Origin of the sequence: Gordonia aquimaris (genome assembly GCF_026262595.1) — a bacterium.
Lineage (GTDB): Bacteria > Actinomycetota > Actinomycetes > Mycobacteriales > Mycobacteriaceae > Gordonia > Gordonia tangerina.
Genome location: NZ_JAPKFM010000013.1, coordinates 33,088 through 49,892 on the forward strand (window position 1 = coordinate 33,088; position 16,805 = coordinate 49,892).

The 16,805-nt window shown below is 68.2% G+C and carries 16 protein-coding genes; 15 read left to right on the plus strand and 1 reads right to left on the minus strand.

Annotation, left to right across the window (positions count from 1 at the left end; translation table 11 throughout):
- Positions 1–109: 109 nt before the first annotated feature.
- From OSB52_RS13365 to aroB, 10 genes are all read left to right on the plus strand, one after another.
- Positions 110–1,294 (plus strand): phosphotransferase, encoded by a 1,185-nt coding sequence (locus tag OSB52_RS13365; protein WP_235722093.1) that lies wholly within the window; start codon positions 110–112, stop codon positions 1,292–1,294.
- Positions 1,295–1,300: 6 nt separating this feature from the next.
- A complete protein-coding gene (locus OSB52_RS13370) occupies positions 1,301–2,791 on the plus strand; it encodes a replication-associated recombination protein A (protein ID WP_235722092.1) in 1,491 nt (496 codons plus the stop codon).
- Between the two features lie 88 nt (positions 2,792–2,879).
- Positions 2,880–5,588 (plus strand): alanine--tRNA ligase, encoded by a 2,709-nt coding sequence (gene alaS / locus OSB52_RS13375; protein ID WP_266062157.1) that lies wholly within the window; start codon positions 2,880–2,882, stop codon positions 5,586–5,588.
- Complete coding sequence (gene ruvX / locus OSB52_RS13380) at positions 5,585–6,016, plus strand: Holliday junction resolvase RuvX (RefSeq protein ID WP_266062158.1); 432 nt, start codon at positions 5,585–5,587, stop codon at positions 6,014–6,016. Before alaS ends, ruvX begins: the two co-directional genes overlap by 4 nt.
- Positions 6,017–6,116: 100 nt before the next feature.
- Positions 6,117–7,934: an endolytic transglycosylase MltG gene (locus OSB52_RS13385; RefSeq protein ID WP_266062159.1), complete on the plus strand. Its 1,818-nt coding sequence runs from the start codon at positions 6,117–6,119 to the stop codon at positions 7,932–7,934.
- A 5-nt stretch (positions 7,935–7,939) separates the two neighbouring features.
- Complete coding sequence (locus OSB52_RS13390; RefSeq protein WP_266062161.1) at positions 7,940–8,767, plus strand: shikimate dehydrogenase; 828 nt, start codon at positions 7,940–7,942, stop codon at positions 8,765–8,767.
- A gap of 120 nt (positions 8,768–8,887) precedes the next feature.
- On the plus strand, positions 8,888–9,271 hold the full coding sequence (locus OSB52_RS13395; RefSeq protein ID WP_266062162.1) for a prepilin peptidase: 384 nt from the start codon (positions 8,888–8,890) through the stop codon (positions 9,269–9,271).
- A gap of 51 nt (positions 9,272–9,322) precedes the next feature.
- Positions 9,323–10,531, plus strand: coding sequence for a chorismate synthase (gene aroC / locus OSB52_RS13400; protein ID WP_266062164.1), 1,209 nt, complete (start codon positions 9,323–9,325; stop codon positions 10,529–10,531).
- Positions 10,528–11,085 carry a shikimate kinase gene (locus tag OSB52_RS13405; RefSeq protein WP_266062165.1) on the plus strand — a complete coding sequence of 186 codons (558 nt, stop codon included), beginning with the start codon at positions 10,528–10,530 and terminating at the stop codon, positions 11,083–11,085. The genes aroC and OSB52_RS13405 overlap by 4 nt, the downstream gene beginning before the upstream one ends.
- A 4-nt stretch (positions 11,086–11,089) precedes the next feature.
- Positions 11,090–12,211 carry a 3-dehydroquinate synthase gene (aroB, locus tag OSB52_RS13410; protein ID WP_266062167.1) on the plus strand — a complete coding sequence of 374 codons (1,122 nt, stop codon included), beginning with the start codon at positions 11,090–11,092 and terminating at the stop codon, positions 12,209–12,211.
- Positions 12,212–12,256: 45 nt separating this feature from the next.
- Here aroB and OSB52_RS13415 read toward each other — a convergent pair whose 3' ends face one another.
- Positions 12,257–12,748 (minus strand): B-4DMT family transporter, encoded by a 492-nt coding sequence (locus tag OSB52_RS13415; RefSeq protein ID WP_266062169.1) that lies wholly within the window; start codon positions 12,746–12,748, stop codon positions 12,257–12,259.
- Between the two features lie 109 nt (positions 12,749–12,857).
- Here OSB52_RS13415 and OSB52_RS13420 point away from each other — a divergent pair, with 109 nt between their 5' ends.
- The 5 genes from OSB52_RS13420 to OSB52_RS13440 all read left to right on the plus strand — a co-directional run bounded on the left by OSB52_RS13420 (position 12,858) and on the right by OSB52_RS13440 (position 16,776).
- Positions 12,858–13,982, plus strand: a complete 1,125-nt coding sequence (locus tag OSB52_RS13420) for a M24 family metallopeptidase (protein ID WP_235722082.1) — start codon at positions 12,858–12,860, stop codon at positions 13,980–13,982.
- Positions 13,983–14,019: 37 nt separating this feature from the next.
- Entirely contained in the window at positions 14,020–14,583 is a 564-nt protein-coding gene (gene efp / locus OSB52_RS13425; protein WP_235722081.1) for an elongation factor P, read from the plus strand.
- Between the two features lie 12 nt (positions 14,584–14,595).
- Positions 14,596–15,063, plus strand: a complete 468-nt coding sequence (gene nusB, locus OSB52_RS13430; RefSeq protein ID WP_235722080.1) for a transcription antitermination factor NusB — start codon at positions 14,596–14,598, stop codon at positions 15,061–15,063.
- A gap of 148 nt (positions 15,064–15,211) precedes the next feature.
- Positions 15,212–15,832 carry a bifunctional pyr operon transcriptional regulator/uracil phosphoribosyltransferase PyrR gene (pyrR, locus tag OSB52_RS13435; RefSeq protein WP_266062173.1) on the plus strand — a complete coding sequence of 207 codons (621 nt, stop codon included), beginning with the start codon at positions 15,212–15,214 and terminating at the stop codon, positions 15,830–15,832.
- Entirely contained in the window at positions 15,832–16,776 is a 945-nt protein-coding gene (locus tag OSB52_RS13440; RefSeq protein ID WP_235722078.1) for an aspartate carbamoyltransferase catalytic subunit, read from the plus strand. Before pyrR ends, OSB52_RS13440 begins: the two co-directional genes overlap by 1 nt.
- Positions 16,777–16,805: the final 29 nt, after the last annotated feature.

Sequence of the window (16,805 nt, forward strand, 5' to 3'; positions counted from 1 at the left end):
GTGCGAGACAAGATCTGGGGTTTTTGGAGGGGTTGCGTGCGGCAACTGGGTTGCAGATGGATGAAGACGACGACACCGCGATCGCGGATTGGGTAGGTTGGTAGACGACATGACGGTAATAACTGAGAGTCGCATCACCAGTGTGGTGCGTGCAGCCGAGGCGGTGCTGTCGCACCGGGCCGGCGCCCCCGTCACCCTCGCCGACCCAGAAGACCTCGGCGGCAGCGGCCGTACGGTCGTGGTCCGGGCGCGGGTGCTGGCCAACCCCTTGTCGATGGACCGCACGCTGGTCATCAAGGTGCTCCCCGCCGACGAGGATCCGCGCGCATTCCACCGCGAGCTCGCGTCCTACAAGTACGCCAATGCGTTGCCGAGTGAGTCCCGGCCGGGACCACAGCTGATCGCCTCTGATTCGGAGACCCGGGTGTTGGTGCTCACCGACCTGGGACACGGGCGCTCGATGAACTCACTGCTGGCAGGCCCCGACGCTGCCGACGCCTCCCATGCGGTCAGCGCGTGGGGGCAGGCGCTCGGGCGGATGCATGCCGCGACGGTCGGCGGAGAGATCGACTTCCTCGCCATCCTGCGTCGCGACGCGGCGGGTTCCGAGGATGTCGACATCCTGGCCGAATCGGCCGGTCGCGCGATCGCCGACGCGCCCGCACAGTTGTCACGGCTGGGAGTGGACCTTCCCGACGACATCCGGGACCGCCTCGCCGCGGCGTGCACCCTGTTCGTCGACGGCGATCACCGCGCTTTCAGCCCGTCGGACGTCGGCCCGGAGAACATCCTGCTCAACGATGACGGCGTCCAGTTCATGGACTACGAATGGGGTGGATTCCGGGACGCGACCCTCGACATCGCCTACGCCCTGGTCACCTGCGGCGCGCAACTGTCACCGGTCAACGCCGGGCACCGGGCGGATCTGGAGATCGCGCTCGTGGACGCGTGGCGATCCGAGGTCCACGCCATCTGGCCGTCGCTGGGCCGCGACGCCGACTGCGCCCGCAAGATCCTCACCGCACGACTGCTGTGGACCTGGCTGTCGACGACGTGGATGCTGCCGGCCAAGGACGCCTCCACGGCTGCGGAGATCGATCAGTTGAATCAGGCCGGCTTCGCGATCAGTCCGGCCGGCTACACCCACGACTGGGCGTTGCACACCAACGATCCGCGAGTCGTCGTGGCCCGGTGGACCGACCTGTCCGCCGCTGCGGTGCGCGGTGGTGATCCGACGATCGCCGAGTTCGCCGCGCAACTAGGGGCGGCCTTGCAGCGCACCTGGCTCACCTGACCCGGTATGGATGGGCTCTTCGACCCTCCGCCCGGCCCGATCGCCGCGCCCGGTGGTGGTGCGGTGACCGGCGGTGCGCTGACGAGCACGCCGTCGCCGTCTGCGCCGCTGGCGGTGCGGATGCGGCCACAGTCGCTCGACGAGATCGTCGGTCAGCAGCATCTGCTGGGCGCCGGCTCCCCGCTGCGTCGCCTGATCAACGGTTCCGGTGCGGCGTCGGTGATGCTCTACGGACCGCCGGGTACCGGCAAGACCACCATGGCCGCGTTGATCTCGCGCGCCACCGGTGGCCGGTTCGAGGCCCTGTCGGCGTTGTCGGCCGGGGTCAAAGAGGTCCGAGCCGTCATCGACGTGGCACGACGGCGGTTGGTCGACGGTCAGCAGACGGTGTTGTTCATCGACGAGGTCCATCGGTTCTCCAAGACACAGCAGGATGCGCTGCTCGATGCAGTGGAGAACCGCATCGTGCTGCTCGTCGCCGCCACCACCGAGAATCCGTCCTTCTCGGTGGTCGCGCCGTTGCTGTCGAGGTCTCTGGTGTTGCAGCTGCGGTCCTTGACCGACGCCGACATCCGCGAGGTGCTCACCCGGGCCATCACCGACCCCCGGGGACTCGACGCCGGTGTCGAGGTCACCGACGCCGCGCTCGATCATCTGGTCGCGGTGGCCGGCGGTGACGCGCGCAGAGCGCTGACCGCACTGGAGGCCAGTGCGGATGCGGCACTGCGGGGCGACGACCGTGCACGCGACCCCGACGACGACCCGACTGATGCCGACCCGACCGACGATGCCGACCCGACCGACGACGAATCGACGTTCGAATCCGGGGCGTCCGCTGCGCCCGTGATCGACATCGCCGACGTGGAGGCCGCGATCGACCGCGCTGCGGTCCGCTACGACCGCGACGGCGACCAGCACTACGACGTCACCAGCGCGTTCATCAAATCGATCCGCGGTTCCGATGTCGACGCCGCGCTGCACTATCTCGCCCGGATGATCGTCGCGGGGGAGGACCCGCGATTCATCGCGCGGCGGCTGATGATCCATGCCAGCGAAGACATCGGTATGGCCGATCCGATGGCACTGCAGACCGCCGTCGCCGCAGCGCAGGTGGTCGCCCTGGTGGGCATGCCGGAGGCCCGCCTGGCACTGACCCAGGCGACCATCCACCTGGCGACCGCGCCCAAGTCCGCCGGAGTGGTATCGGCGATCGGTGCCGCGATCGCCGACGTCGAAGCAGGCAAGTCGGGTGCGGTGCCGGCGCATCTGCGGGACAGCCACTATGCGGGGGCACAGGGTCTGGGCAGCGGGATCGGCTATCGCTACCCTCACGACGACCCCGATGGAGTGCTCGCGCAGCAGTATCCCCCCGACGATCTCGTCGGCGTCGACTACTACCAGCCGACCGATCACGGCAATGAGCGAGAGATCGGCCCGCGACTGGGCAAGTTGCGTTCCATCGTGCGGGGTGTCACCAGCCGGGCGCGCCGACGGTAGGCTGGTGTGTCGACCAGCCCGGACACGAGATCACCGGGGCAGCGGGACGTCGACGGCGTGACCGACCACCACTTCAAGGACGAACTCAGTGCAGACGCATGACATCAGGCAGCGCTTCCTGGATCACTTCATCAAGGCGGGCCACACCGAGGTGCCCAGCGCCTCGCTGGTCCTCGACGATCCGAACCTGCTGTTCGTCAATGCCGGCATGGTCCCGTTCAAGCCGTACTTCCTGGGCGAGCAGACCCCGCCGTTCGACCGTGCGACCAGCGTCCAGAAGTGTGTGCGCACCCTCGACATCGAGGAGGTCGGCATCACCACCCGGCACAACACCTTCTTCCAGATGGCGGGCAACTTCTCGTTCGGTGACTACTTCAAGCGCGAGGCGATCGGGTTCGCCTGGTCGCTGCTGACCAACAGTGTCGACGAGGGCGGCTACGGGATCGACCCGGAGAAGCTGTGGCCCACCGTCTACCTCGACGACGACGAGGCCGAATCCATCTGGCACGACGAGATCGGGGTACCCGCCGAGCGCATCCAGCGTCGGGGGCTCAAGGACAACTACTGGTCGATGGGCGTGCCCGGCCCGTGCGGCCCGTGCTCGGAGATCTTCTACGACCGCGGACCCGCCTACGGTGTCGAGGGCGGGCCCGAGGCCGACGAGGACCGCTACATCGAGATCTGGAATCTCGTCTTCATGCAAAACGTCCGCGGCCCGGGCGGCGGCAAGGACAACTACGAGATCCTGGGTCCGCTGCCCAAGAAGAACATCGACACCGGTCTGGGCATCGAGCGGGTCGCCTGCATCCTGCAGGGTGTCGACAATGTCTACGAGACCGACCTGCTCAAGCCGATCATCGACCTGGCGTCCCGGCTGACCGGTCGCGCCTACGGGGCCGGCAACCACGACGACGACGTGAAATTCCGGGTGATCGCCGACCACGCCCGCACCGCCGCACTGCTGATCGGCGACGGGGTCCTGCCCGGCAACGACGGACGTGGCTATGTGCTGCGCCGATTGCTGCGGCGCGTGGTCCGGTCGGTGCGGCTGTTGACCGCCGGGAGCGAAGCGAGCGGGACGGCTCCGGCAGCGGCGGATCAGCCGACGATGGGCGACATCATCTCGCTGGTCGTCGACACCATGTCGCCGTCCTATCCGAACCTCGCCGAGCAGCGTGAGCACATCGTCGATGTCGCCGTCGCCGAGGAAGCCTCGTTCAGCAAGACCCTCGCCGCCGGCTCGAAGTTGTTCGCCGACGCCGCAACGGCCACCAAGGCCGCCGACCGTTCGACGATCAGCGGTGACGACGCGTTCACCCTGCACGACACCTACGGATTCCCGATCGACCTCACCCTGGAGATGGCCGCCGAGGCCGGCCTCTCGGTCGATCGTGAGGGGTTCACCGAGCTCATGGCCGAGCAGAAGCAGCGTGCCAAGGCCGATGCGACGGCCCGCAAATCCGGCCATGCCGACCTGTCGGTGTACCGTGAGTTCCTCGACCGTGGGCCCACCCTGTTCACCGGGTTCGACGAACTCATCTCCGAGGCGACCGTCCTCGGCCTGGTCGCCGATGGCGCCCGCGTGCAGAGCGCAACGCCGGGCCAGGAGTTGGTGGTGGTACTCGACCGCAGCCCGCTCTATGCCGAATCCGGTGGCCAGATGGCCGACGTCGGCACCATCACCACCGGTGACGGTGTCCGGTTGCGCGTCACCGACGTGCAGAAGGCGGGCAAGTCCGTCTGGCTGCACAAGGTCACCGTCGACGAAGGTGAGATCGCCGAGGGGGATGAGGTCATCGCCGCGGTGGACCAGTCCTGGCGCCGCGGAGCGACGCAGGGCCACTCCGGCACGCACATGGTGCACGCCGCGCTGCGTGAGGTGCTCGGACCCACCGCCACCCAGGCCGGCTCGCTCAACCGTCCGGGATATCTGCGCTTCGACTTCCACTCCGGCAAACCGTTGTCGGACAGTCAGCGTCGCGAGATCGAGGAGATCAGCAACGCCGCCGTGGAGGCCAACTATCCGGTGCACACCTTTGAGACCGGGCTGACCGAGGCCAAGCAGATGGGCGCAGTCGCGTTGTTCGGTGAGAACTACGGGGACGTCGTACGCGTCGTCGAGATCGGCGGGCCGTTCTCGATGGAGTTGTGCGGCGGCACACACGTCGCGTCGTCGGCGCAGATCGGTCCGGTGACCGTGATCGGCGAGTCGTCGGTTGGTTCGGGGATCCGGCGTGTCGAGGCCTACGTGGGCATGGATTCGTTCCGGTACCTGTCCAAGGAACGGGCCCTGATGGCCGGCCTGGCGTCCTCGCTGAAGGTGCCGTCGGACGAGGTGCCCGACCGTGTCGAGCAATTGGTGTCACGCCTCAAGGACGCCGAACGTGAGGTCGAGCGGCTGCGTGCGGACTCGGCTCGCGCTGCCGCCGGCGGTCTGATCGATGCGGCAACCGTGTCGGGCGACACCCTGCTCGTGGGTGGACTGGTGCCCGGCGGGCTTGACGCCAACGGTCTGCGGGGTCTGGCGACCGATCTGCGCGGCAAGGTCGCCGATCGACTCGCGGTGATCGCGCTGTTCGCACCGAGTGCCGACGGCACCAAGGTGCCGTTCGTGGTCGCGACGACGGAATCCGCCCGGAGCCACGGCATCAAGGCAGGTGACCTCGTGAAAGAGGTCGCCCCCCTCGTCGGGGGCCGTGGCGGCGGTAAACCCGACCTGGCGCAGGGAGCCGGCTCGGACCCGGCCGGGGTCGAACCGGCCATGGGCCGGATCCGCGACGTCGTGCGGGATCGATGACCTGGACTCGCGGACGGCGTCTGGGGGTCGACGTCGGTTCGGTGCGTATCGGGATCGCCGTGTGCGACCCCGACGGCATTCTCGCCACCCCGGTCGAGACGGTACGGCGTACGGCCGGTGGTCACTCGGATCTCACGCGGATCGCCGCGCTGGTCGAGGAATACGAGGCCGTCGGTGTCGTGGTGGGGTTACCCAAGACTCTGCGCAACGAGAGTGGTACCGCAGCCGGACTGGCGCGGGAGTTCGGTGACCTCCTCGCCGAGCGCATCGCGCCCGTGACGGTCGAGTACCACGATGAACGACTGACCACCGTCACCGCGAGCCAGGCCCTGCGAGCGAGTGGACGCAACGCCAAGTCCTCGCGTGCCGTGATTGATCAGGCGGCCGCGGTCGCTATCCTGCAAGGGTGGCTGGACTCGCGACGATGACTTCTGCATGCGTCCGTCCAGACGGCACAACGCAATTCGCGATCACGAAGACTGCGTGTCCCGCGACCGAATCATGCCCGACCCGGGGAGGAATCGCTCGGTGACCGACGAACGCCACCGACCGAGGCGGCACGATCTGTCCGACCAACCCACCGAACAGCTCGATCTCGAGCGGTTGCGGTACTTCACCCAACCCGCCGACGGAAAGCCCTCCACACGCCACCGGCGGCGCCGGGCCGTGCCGGGTGACCCGACGATGACCGGGCCGCAACCAACGGTGCAGCCGCCCGCGACGACGGGTTCCGGTGGAGCCCGCGGCATCGATCCGCAGGCCCACGACGCACCCGCACCAACCACCGGGCCGACGCCGTCCTCACCGCCGTCACCGTCGGCGGCTACCGGCGGGTGGCCGGCTCCGCCGCCCGCAGGGCGACCGGGCCGACCGCAACCCGAACGGGTGGCGCCACGCCGCCTACCGCCACGTCAACCCGTCGATCATTTCCACGAACCCGACAACGCCATTCCGGTTCGCGGTGGCGAGTTCGACGACCCCATGCGGCGCGCCGTGCCCCACCGGGTTCCGCCGCGACCCGTTGCGGCGCCCCCCAACGTGCTCGACGAGGACCGTGCGGACGCCGGTGACAGCGCCGAGGGTGTCCTGGACCTCTGGGACGACCGCGACGATCCGGAATCGGTGAACCCCGGGCGCCGTGACGGCGGCCGGACCCGCCGTTCGGGCGCGGGGAAGTCGGGACGTACTCGGCCGGCCACCGCGGGTCGGCTCCGCAAGCGTGTCGTGTTGGCGATCGTGCTCACCTGCATGCTGATCCTGGTCGTCGGCGTCGGTTTCGTCGGTCTGCGAGCCTTCGGGGTCTTCGAGAACACCAAGGACTACACCGACGCCGCGGGCACTGCCGACGTGATCGTGGACATCCCGGAGAACTCGACGCTGATGGACTTCGGCCAGATCCTCGAGGACAACGATGTGGTCGGTAGCGTGCAGGCGTTCATCAACGCCGCCGACGGACAGCCGATGTCCGGCGGGTACTACAAGCTGCGCACCCAGATCCCGGCAGCGACGGCGGTAGAGATGATGACCGACGACACCGCGCACCGGGTCGGGCGCATGGTGGTGCCCGAGGGGCTGCAGCTCGACAACAAGGAGGGGGTCGACGGCAAGATCACTCCGGGCATCTTCCAGATGATCGAGAACGCCACAGCGGTCACCGTGAACGGGGAGCGCATCGGTACCGACGTCGCCGAGCTGGAACAGGCAGCGGCGCAGGACACCCCCGAACAGCTCGGCGTGCCCGACTGGGCGCGTGCGGAGGTGCAGAATCTGGACGGAGATCATCGGCGGATCGAGGGCCTCATCGCGCCGGGCACCTGGGAGACCATCGACCCCAACGATTCGGCGACGTCGATCCTGCACGATCTGATCACGGCCAGCACATCTCGATTCGAGCAGTGGGGTCTGCTCGAACCACACGACTCGGGGTTGACCCCGTACCAGACGCTGGTCGCCGCGTCGGTCGTCGAACGGGAGGTCACCGACCCCGACGACTATGCCAAGGTCGCCCGGGTGATCCTCAACCGCCTGGACAAAGGTCAGCGGCTGGAGATGGACTCCACCGCCAACTACACCGCCGAGGTCACCAACATCGACGTCTACGGTGAGGCCTACCGCGCCGACAACGTGTGGAACACCTACCGCATCGAAGGCCTGCCGGCTACGCCGATCGGTGCGGTCGGGGAGCGTGCGCTGACCGCCGTGGAGTACCCGACCCCCGGAAACTGGCTCTACTTCGTGACCATCGATCGGGACGGCACCACGCTGTTCGCCGACACCTTCGAACAGCACAAACGCAATCGTGAGCAGGCCTGTGAGAACCAGTTGCTGACCACCGGGTGCAGTTGACGACGATGACATCCACCACACGCCGGGCCGCCGTGCTCGGATCCCCGGTCGGGCACTCGCGTTCCCCGGACCTGCACCTGGCCGCCTACCGGGCGCTCGGGCTCACCAATTGGACCTATGACCGCATCGAGTGCACCGCCGAAGCGTTGCCGGAGTTGGTGTCGGGGCTGGGGCCGGAGTTCGTCGGGTTGTCGGTGACCATGCCGGCCAAGCTGGCGGCGTTGGCGTTCGCCGACGAATGCACGGCTCGTGCAGAGCTGGTCGGCTCGGCGAACACGTTGGTGCGCACCGAGCGGGGCTGGCGGGCCGACTGCACCGACATCGATGGAATGGCCGGCGCCCTCTCCGAAGTGGGGGCCGACGCGCAGGTCAACGCCACCGCAACGATGATCGGAAACGGGGGCACGGCGTTGCCGACGGTCGCCGCGCTCGCCGACCTCGGGTTCACCGACCTGGCCGTCGTGGCCCGAGACGCGGGACGCGCAGAGCCGGTCATCGATCTCGCGCAGCGACTCGGCCTGACGGTGTCGGTGTTGCCTTTCCACGCCGACCATGTGCTCGCCGAGCGCGCGCGCATCAGCGGGGTGGTGATCTCGACAGTGCCCGCGAGTGGCGCCGACGCCCTGGCGGGTGCGCTCGCCGGGGCTCCACGGCTGGTCGACGTCATCTACGACCCATGGCCGACGCCGCTGGCCGAGGCGGTATCCGCCGCCGGTGGCCACGTCGTCGGCGGGTTGGTGATGTTGCTGAATCAGGCATACAGCCAGGTCGAGCAGTTCACCGAGATGCCGGCGCCGCGCGAGACGATGGCCGCCGCGCTCGGCGCGATCTGAGCCGCCGCCGTAACGCGTCGACGGTGACTCGTCGACCAATCCATCCACAGGCCGGGACCGGTCCACAAGCGGCGGACGCGGGCAACGCCGCCGCCGCGGCGTGGCGGGCACGGTGGGTCGATGGCCACCGTTCTCGTCCTCTGCTGGTTGGCGACCATCGCCGAGCGCGACCGCCGCACGGGGCGCATCCCGGTGGCGTTGATGTGGCCGGGTCTCGTGATACCGGTCACGCTCATCCCCACGGACCCGACGGTGGCGGCCGCAGCGACACTCGCCGCGGTCCCGTATCTGATCGCGGCGCTCGTGGGACACGGCGGCGGTGGTGACATCAAGTTGGCCTTCGCCATCGGCGGGCTGGTCGCCGATCCGACCCTCGCCTTGCTGGTGGTGCTCCTCGCCGCGACACTCGGGGGTCTCGATCATTTGTGGGTGCGCTCGGGTGGTCCGCGGCCGCACGCTCCGGCGCTCGTGGCCGCCGCCGTCATCGGGCTGGGCCTCGGCTGAGGGCACCGCACTCGTGCGGGTGGGATGCGCGCACCGCAGGTCGATGGTCGCATGGAACAATTGAGCACTGTGTTGCGCTGGATGACTGCCGGAGAATCGCATGGCCCGGCCCTGGTAGCCCTGATCGAAGGCATGGTGGCCGGTGTCGAGGTCACCTCGACCGACATCGCCGAACAACTCGCCCGCCGCCGGCTCGGTTACGGCCGTGGCGCCCGGATGAAATTCGAGGCGGACAAGATCACCATCGTCGGTGGACTCCGCCACGGCCGCACCATGGGCGGCCCGGTGGCCGTCGAGATCGGTAACACCGAGTGGCCCAAATGGGAGACGGTGATGGCCGCCGACCCGGTGGATCCGGCCGAGCTGGAGGGCAGCGCGCGCAATGCGCCGCTGACTCGGCCGCGCCCCGGCCATGCCGATTACTCCGGGATGCTCAAGTACGGGTTCGACGACGCTCGGCCCGTGTTGGAGCGGGCGAGCGCGCGCGAGACCGCCGCCCGCGTCGCCGCCGGGACCGTGGCTCGCAACTTTCTGCGGCAGGTCCTGGGTATCGAGGTGCTCTCGCACGTCATCTCGATCGGCGCCAGTGAACCCTACGACGGTCCGGCGCCGCGTCACGGCGACCTCACCGCCATCGACGAGAGTCCGGTACGCGCCTTCGATTCCGCATCCGCGGATCGGATGATCGCCGAGATCGAGGCGGCCAAGAAGGACGGCGACACCCTCGGTGGTGTGGTCGAGGTGGTCGCCACGGATGTGCCGGTCGGCTTGGGCTCGCATGTAAGCGGCGAGACGCGACTGGATGCACGACTGGCCGGTGCGTTGATGGGCATCCAGGCGATCAAGGGGGTCGAGGTCGGCGACGGGTTCACCACCGCCCGGCGGCGCGGCAGTCAGGCCCACGACGAGATGGTGCCGGGACCGGACGGGGTGCTTCGCTCGACGAACCGGGCCGGTGGCCTCGAAGGCGGGATGACCAACGGCGAGGACCTGCGTGTGCGGGTCGCGATGAAGCCCATCTCAACGGTGCCGCGCGCACTGGCCACCGTCGACATGGCGACCGGAGACGAGGCGGTCGCCATCCATCAGCGCTCCGATGTGTGCGCGGTCCCCGCCGCCGGCGTGGTCGCCGAGGCGATGGTCGCCCTCGTCCTGGCCCAGGCGGCGCTGGAGAAGTTCGGTGGCGACTCGGTCGCCGAGACCGCCGACAACGTTGCCGCCTACCGCAAACGCGTCGACGCCCGGTTCCCACGTTCATGACCGGAGAGTTCACCGACCGCGGGCCGTCGGCCGTCCTGATCGGATTCATGGGGGCCGGTAAGTCGACGGTGGGTCGTATCCTCGCCGACCGGCTGGGAGTCGATTTCGTCGACACCGACTCCGAGATCGTTCGCACCACCGGCCGCAGCATCCCGGACATCTTCACCTCCGACGGGCCCCAACATTTCCGCGAGATCGAACGCGACGTGGTGCTCGACGTGTTGCGCACCCATCGCGGCGTGGTGGCCCTCGGCGGTGGGGCCGTGATGACCCCTGCGGTCGAGTCCGCGCTCGCAGGTCACCGGGTGATCTATCTGCGCATCGATGCCGATGCGGGCTTCGCCCGGGTCGCCGACAGCGATCGGCCGCTGATCGCCGGAGACGATCCGCACGCGCGCTACGCCGAGCTGCTCGCCGCGCGCGACGACACCTATGTACGTGCGTCGGTGTTCGTCGTCGATGCGGGCGCCGGTGAGCCCGATACGGTGGCCGATGTCATCCTGACCCGACTGGCCCACGCCCTGACGGGCGAGAGAGTGGGAGAAAGGCCGTGACTTCATGAGTGGGGACCACACGACCGAACCGACGGCGATCACCGTGAACGCCGGATCACCCTATGACGTGATCATCGGCCGCGGCCTGCTCGACGACGTCGGCCTCGCCGCCACCGGGGCCGACCGGATCGCGATCCTGTATCAGCCCACGTTGGCCCAGACCGCCGAACAGGTCCGGGCTTTCCTGGCGGACAAAGGATTCGACGCCCACCGGGTGGAGATCCCGGACGCGGAAGCGGGCAAAGACCTGTCGGTGGCGGCGTTCTGCTGGGATGTCTTCGGACGGATCGGCCTCAAACGCAACGACAAGGTGATCAGCCTGGGTGGGGGAGCGGCCACCGATTTGGCCGGTTTCGTCGCGGCCACCTGGATGCGCGGCATCGGCGTGATCCACATCCCGACAACTCTGCTGGCGATGGTCGATGCGGCGGTGGGCGGTAAGACCGGCATCAACACCGATGCCGGCAAGAACCTGGTGGGTTCGTTCCACGAGCCCGACGCGGTGTTGATCGACACCGCAACCCTGGAGACCGTCCCGCACAATGAGGTGGTCGCCGGCCTCGCCGAGGTCATCAAGACCGGCTTCATCGCCGACCCGGTGATCCTCGACCTCATCGAGGCCGACCCCGGTGCCGCCGTCGACACCAGTGGTCCGGTACTGCCCGAGCTGATCCGACGCTCGGTGCAGGTGAAGGCCGACGTCGTCTCGGCCGATCTGAAGGAGTCGTCGCTGCGCGAGATCCTCAACTACGGACACACCCTGGGGCATGCCATCGAGCGTCGCGAGCGTTATCGCTGGCGCCACGGCGCCGCGGTGTCGGTGGGTCTGGTGTTCGCCGCCGAGCTCGCCCGGCTCGCCGGCCGTCTCGACGACGAGACCGCCGACCGCCACCGGTCGGTGCTGGATCTGGTGGGTCTGCCGACGACCTACGATCCGGACGCGCTGCCGGACCTGCTGGAGACCATGTCGGGAGACAAGAAGAACCGTTCGGGGGTGTTGCGCTTCGTCGTCCTCGACGGTCTCGCCAAACCGGGTCGGCTCGAAGGACCCGACCCGGGCCTCATCGCCGCGGCGTACTCTGCGATCGCCGGCGAGGCCCCGGCATCCGGCGGCGTCCTGCTCTGACGCCTTGCTTCCTCAGGGCGGGGTGGCCCCGAGCGTGCGGATGGCTCAGCTCGCCGCGTGCTCCGGATCGCGATCCGGGTGAACCGACCAGTCGTCGTCGGCCGCGGACTTGCGCTGGTCGCGACGGACGAGCCAGCGGCCGACCGCCGCACCCATGAAGGCCGGTACGAACACCAGTAGTGCGGTGAACGACCCGCCGGCGATCACCTCGATGAACAGGCTGGCCTCGCCGATACCGGCGAACACGAACCGACCGAGGAACCAGCCGATCACGCCGGACGCGACACCGGCGAGCAGGCCCGCCTGCAGCCACCGCACGGTCAGGTCCGCGTAGTCGTCGGGGTCCGGGTTGGCGCGAGCGTCGGCGACACCGTCGAACCCGCCCCACACCAGCGCGACGAGCACCACGGCTGCGATGGCGATGGTCTTCCACACGGTGGTGTGCAGCGGTGCATTGACCACCGCCACACCGAGAAGCACACGGGCTATGACGTGTACGGCGGTCATCACCAGACCGCGCGGCAACCACGAAGACATAACGGACAGGGTACGCAACGTGGAACGTGTTCGAAAACACATCCCGTCCAACCGGCGTGGGCGCGGCGGTCCCACCGGGACCGCGAGTGGCGCGCGGTAGCGTGAAGGGATGTCCGCCACAGCCATGACCAGCGACTATCGGGCCCGCCGCGACCGCTTTCGTGACCAACTCGCCGGATCGGACCGTCCGGTGGATGCGTTCGTGGTCAGCGATCTGATCAATGTCCGCTACCTGACCGGGTTCACCGGCTCCAACGCCGCACTGCTCATCGGTGCCTCGCCCGAGGCCGACCGGATCTCTACCGACGGCCGCTACCGCACCCAGGTGGCCGAGCAGTCCGGTGATCTCGAGGCGATCATCGCCCGCGACTGTCTCACCGAACTCGCCCGCCGGGCACGCGCCGCAGGCGCTGTCACCGTCGGGTTCGAAGCCGACGCGGTCACGGTCGCAGCCCACGACGCCCTGGTCGACGCGCTCGACGACGACAACGGGGTGGTGCCGGAGTTGGTCGCGCACACCGGAGCGGTGCAGCGACTGCGCATCGTCAAGGACGCCGGCGAGATCGAGCTGCTGCGGGCGGCCTGCACCATCGGCGACAAGGCGTTGGCGACCATCATCGAACGGGGTGTGATCCACGTGGGTGCCACCGAACGCGAGGTGGCCCGGTCTCTCGAGTGGGAGATGTACGCACTCGGCGCCGATGACATCGCGTTCGAGACCATCGTCGCGGCCGGGCCGAACTCGGCGATCCCGCACCATCGGCCGACCCAGGACGTGCTCGCCGACGGCGACTTCGTCAAGATCGACTTCGGCGCGGTGGTCGGTGGCTACCACTCGGACATGACGCGCACCTACGTGCTCGGACGCGCCTCCGACTGGCAACGCGAGATCTACGACCTGGTCGCACGCGCACAGGCAGCCGGTCGTGCGGCGTTACGGCCGGACGCAGACCTGCGCGATGTCGATGCCGCGGCGCGGTCGGTGATCGCCGATGCGGGGCACGCCGAGCACTACGTGCACGGGCTCGGTCATGGCGTCGGACTGCAGATCCACGAAGCGCCGGGAATCGGCGCGCTGGCGACGGGTACACTGCCATGCGGCGCGGCGGTGACCGTGGAGCCCGGCGTCTACCTCCCCGGCCGAGGTGGCGTCAGGATCGAGGACACGTTGGTCGTCACCGACGATGCACCGGAACTGCTGACCGCCACCGACAAGACGTTCACCGTCATCTGACGGTCATTCATCGACGACTGCAAGGGAAGAACACCGCATGGCGACCACCGCCGACTTCAAGAACGGCCTCGTACTCCGCATGGACGATCAGCTTTGGCAGATCCAGGAGTTCCAGCACGTCAAGCCCGGCAAGGGGCCGGCTTTCGTGCGCACCAAGATCAAGAACGTGATGTCGGGCAAGATCGTCGACAAGACATTCAACGCCGGCGTGAAGGTGGAGACCGCGACCGTCGATCGCCGGGACATGACCTACCTGTACAACGACGGCACCGACTTCGTGTTCATGGACGCCCAGGATTTCGAGCAGATCTCGATCTCGCCGGCCACGATGGGCGATTCCGCGCGTTTCCTGCTCGAGAACATGACCGTTCAGGTGTCCGTGCACGAGGGCAACCCGCTGTTCGTGGAACTGCCGGTCACCGTCGAGTTGCTCGTGCAGCAGACCGATCCGGGCCTGCAGGGCGATCGTTCCACCGGCGGCACCAAGCCCGCGACCATGGAGACCGGTGCCGAGATCCAGGTGCCCCTGTTCATCAACACCGGCGACAAGCTGAAGGTCGACTCGCGCGACGGCAGCTACCTCGGTCGCGTCAACGCCTGAGCCGTCCGACCCGTGAAACAACCCGGTACTCGACACAAGGCCCGCCGCCGCGCAGTCGACCTGCTGTTCGAGGCGGAGGCCAAGAAGGTCAGCGCGACACAACTCGTGGCAGAACGCCGCGAGTATGTGCGCGAGGACGAGAGCGTGGGGACGATCCACGACTACACCGCTACCGTCATCGACGGGTTGGCCGCCGATCTGCCGCAGGTGGACGCGGTGGTCTCCTCACACCTGAAGGGCTGGACCCTGCAGCGGCTACCGGCGGTCGATAGGGCCATATTGCGCCTGGCGACATGGGAGTTGTTCCACGCGACCGACGTCGACCCGATTGTGATCGTCGACGAGGCGGTGGAATTGGCCAAGGAGCTGTCCACCGATGACTCGCCCGCGTTCGTCAACGGGGTGCTGGCCCAGATCGCCGACCTTGCGCCTCAGGTGCGCGCGGCCGCCGCGGCCGAGGAGCCGCCCCGCCGGGACTGAGCCTCGGTTGCCTGCAGGCTCGGCGACATATTGACGAAGCCCACATCGCGTTGCCTCGTTCGTGCGAGGTGGGCCGGTGTAGAGTCCTTCGGGACAGACATCCTTTAACGATCCGTCCCGCGAGGCGGAGAAGGAGGTCGGCTTGGTCATGTCGACAGACGGTGCACCACCAACCGATGGTTCCCGGCCCCCCGGCCGGGTTCTGCTCGACGATTCCGATGTCTCGCGCACAATCGCCCGGGTCGCGCACGAGATCATCGAGAAGACGGCGCTCGACTCATCCGGCAGCCCACATGTCGTCATCATCGGGATACCCACCCGCGGCACCTATCTCGCCTCTCGGCTGGCCGCCCGGATCAATGAGTTCGCCGGCACCGACGTCCCGGTCGGTTACCTCGACATCACGCTCTACCGCGACGATCTGCGCGCCAAACCGCATCGACCGCTCGAACGGACCGTCGTCCCGGCCGGCGGGGTGGACAACGCCATCGTGATCCTGGTCGACGACGTGCTCTATTCCGGTCGTACCGTCCGCGCCGCTTTGGACGCGTTGCGTGATCTCGGACGTCCGGCCGCGGTACAGCTCGCGGTGCTCGTCGACCGAGGGCATCGTGAGTTGCCGCTGCGCGCCGACTACGTCGGCAAGAACATCCCCACCTCCCGCGACGAGAACGTGTCCGTGCATCTCGAGGAGCACGACGGTGTCGACGAGGTCGTGCTGAGCGCAGCAGGGTCGCAGCCGACCCCGCACACCGGGGGTGGGATCTGATGCGTCACCTGCTGACCACGCAGGATCTGTCGCGCGACGAAGCGACCGAATTGCTCGACGAGGCCGAGCGATTCGAACAGGCCCTCACCGGACGTGAGGTGCGTAAGCTCCCGACCCTGCGGGGTCGCACCGTGATGACGGTGTTCTACGAGAACTCCACGCGTACCCGGGTGTCGTTCGAGGTGGCCGGAAAGTGGATGAGCGCCGACGTCATCAACGTGAGCGCCTCGAGCAGTTCGGCCGGCAAGGGTGAGTCGCTGCGCGACACGGTCAAGACCCTGCATGCCGCGGGCGCCGATGCGCTGATCGTGCGACATCCCGCGTCGGGCGCGGCCCATCAGATCGCGGCGTGGACCGCCGATGAGGACGGTGCGGGACCGGCAGTGATCAACGCCGGCGACGGCACCCATGAACACCCGACGCAGGCCCTGCTCGATGCCCTGACGTTGCGGCAGCGACTCGGTTCGCTCGACGGCCGTCGGATCGGCATCGTCGGCGACGTCTTACATTCGCGGGTGGCTCGTTCCAACGCGCACCTGCTGGCCACCCTGGGTGCCGAGGTGGTGCTGATCGCACCGCAGACGCTGCTGCCCGTCGGTGTCGATCAGTGGCCGGTGACGGTGTCCCACCACCTCGACGGTGAACTACCCACGCTCGACGCAGTGATGATGCTGCGCGTCCAGGCGGAGCGGATGAACGGCGGGTTCTTCCCGAGTTCACGCGAGTACTCCGTCCGCTACGGACTCAACGACCGACGTCTGGCTCTGCTCGACGACCACGCGGTGGTGCTGCACCCCGGGCCGATGTTGCGCGGTATGGAGATCGGCTACTCGGTGGCCGACTCGCCGCGGGCGACCGTGCTGGAGCAGGTGCGCAACGGCGTGCATGTGCGGATGGCGGTGCTGTTCCGACTGCTCGTCGGCACGGAGAACCCAGGAACTTGAGTGATGAGGAGATCGCAGTCAGTGGAGAC

What these genes read in the sequence shown, in the direction of transcription:
- OSB52_RS13415 (WP_266062169.1), bottom strand. Translation starts at nt 12,748, where the DNA reads ATGTCTTCGTGGTTGCCGCGCGGTCTGGTGATGACCGCCGTACACGTC.
- OSB52_RS13395 (WP_266062162.1), top strand. Translation starts at nt 8,888, where the DNA reads ATGGCCACCGTTCTCGTCCTCTGCTGGTTGGCGACCATCGCCGAGCGC.
- aroB (WP_266062167.1), top strand. Translation starts at nt 11,090, where the DNA reads ATGAGTGGGGACCACACGACCGAACCGACGGCGATCACCGTGAACGCC.
- pyrR (WP_266062173.1), top strand. Translation starts at nt 15,212, where the DNA reads ATGTCGACAGACGGTGCACCACCAACCGATGGTTCCCGGCCCCCCGGC.
- OSB52_RS13440 (WP_235722078.1), top strand. Translation starts at nt 15,832, where the DNA reads ATGCGTCACCTGCTGACCACGCAGGATCTGTCGCGCGACGAAGCGACC.
- OSB52_RS13390 (WP_266062161.1), top strand. Translation starts at nt 7,940, where the DNA reads ATGACATCCACCACACGCCGGGCCGCCGTGCTCGGATCCCCGGTCGGG.
- aroC (WP_266062164.1), top strand. Translation starts at nt 9,323, where the DNA reads ATGGAACAATTGAGCACTGTGTTGCGCTGGATGACTGCCGGAGAATCG.
- OSB52_RS13365 (WP_235722093.1), top strand. Translation starts at nt 110, where the DNA reads ATGACGGTAATAACTGAGAGTCGCATCACCAGTGTGGTGCGTGCAGCC.
- ruvX (WP_266062158.1), top strand. Translation starts at nt 5,585, where the DNA reads ATGACCTGGACTCGCGGACGGCGTCTGGGGGTCGACGTCGGTTCGGTG.
- OSB52_RS13370 (WP_235722092.1), top strand. Translation starts at nt 1,301, where the DNA reads ATGGATGGGCTCTTCGACCCTCCGCCCGGCCCGATCGCCGCGCCCGGT.
- efp (WP_235722081.1), top strand. Translation starts at nt 14,020, where the DNA reads ATGGCGACCACCGCCGACTTCAAGAACGGCCTCGTACTCCGCATGGAC.
- OSB52_RS13420 (WP_235722082.1), top strand. Translation starts at nt 12,858, where the DNA reads ATGTCCGCCACAGCCATGACCAGCGACTATCGGGCCCGCCGCGACCGC.
- OSB52_RS13405 (WP_266062165.1), top strand. Translation starts at nt 10,528, where the DNA reads ATGACCGGAGAGTTCACCGACCGCGGGCCGTCGGCCGTCCTGATCGGA.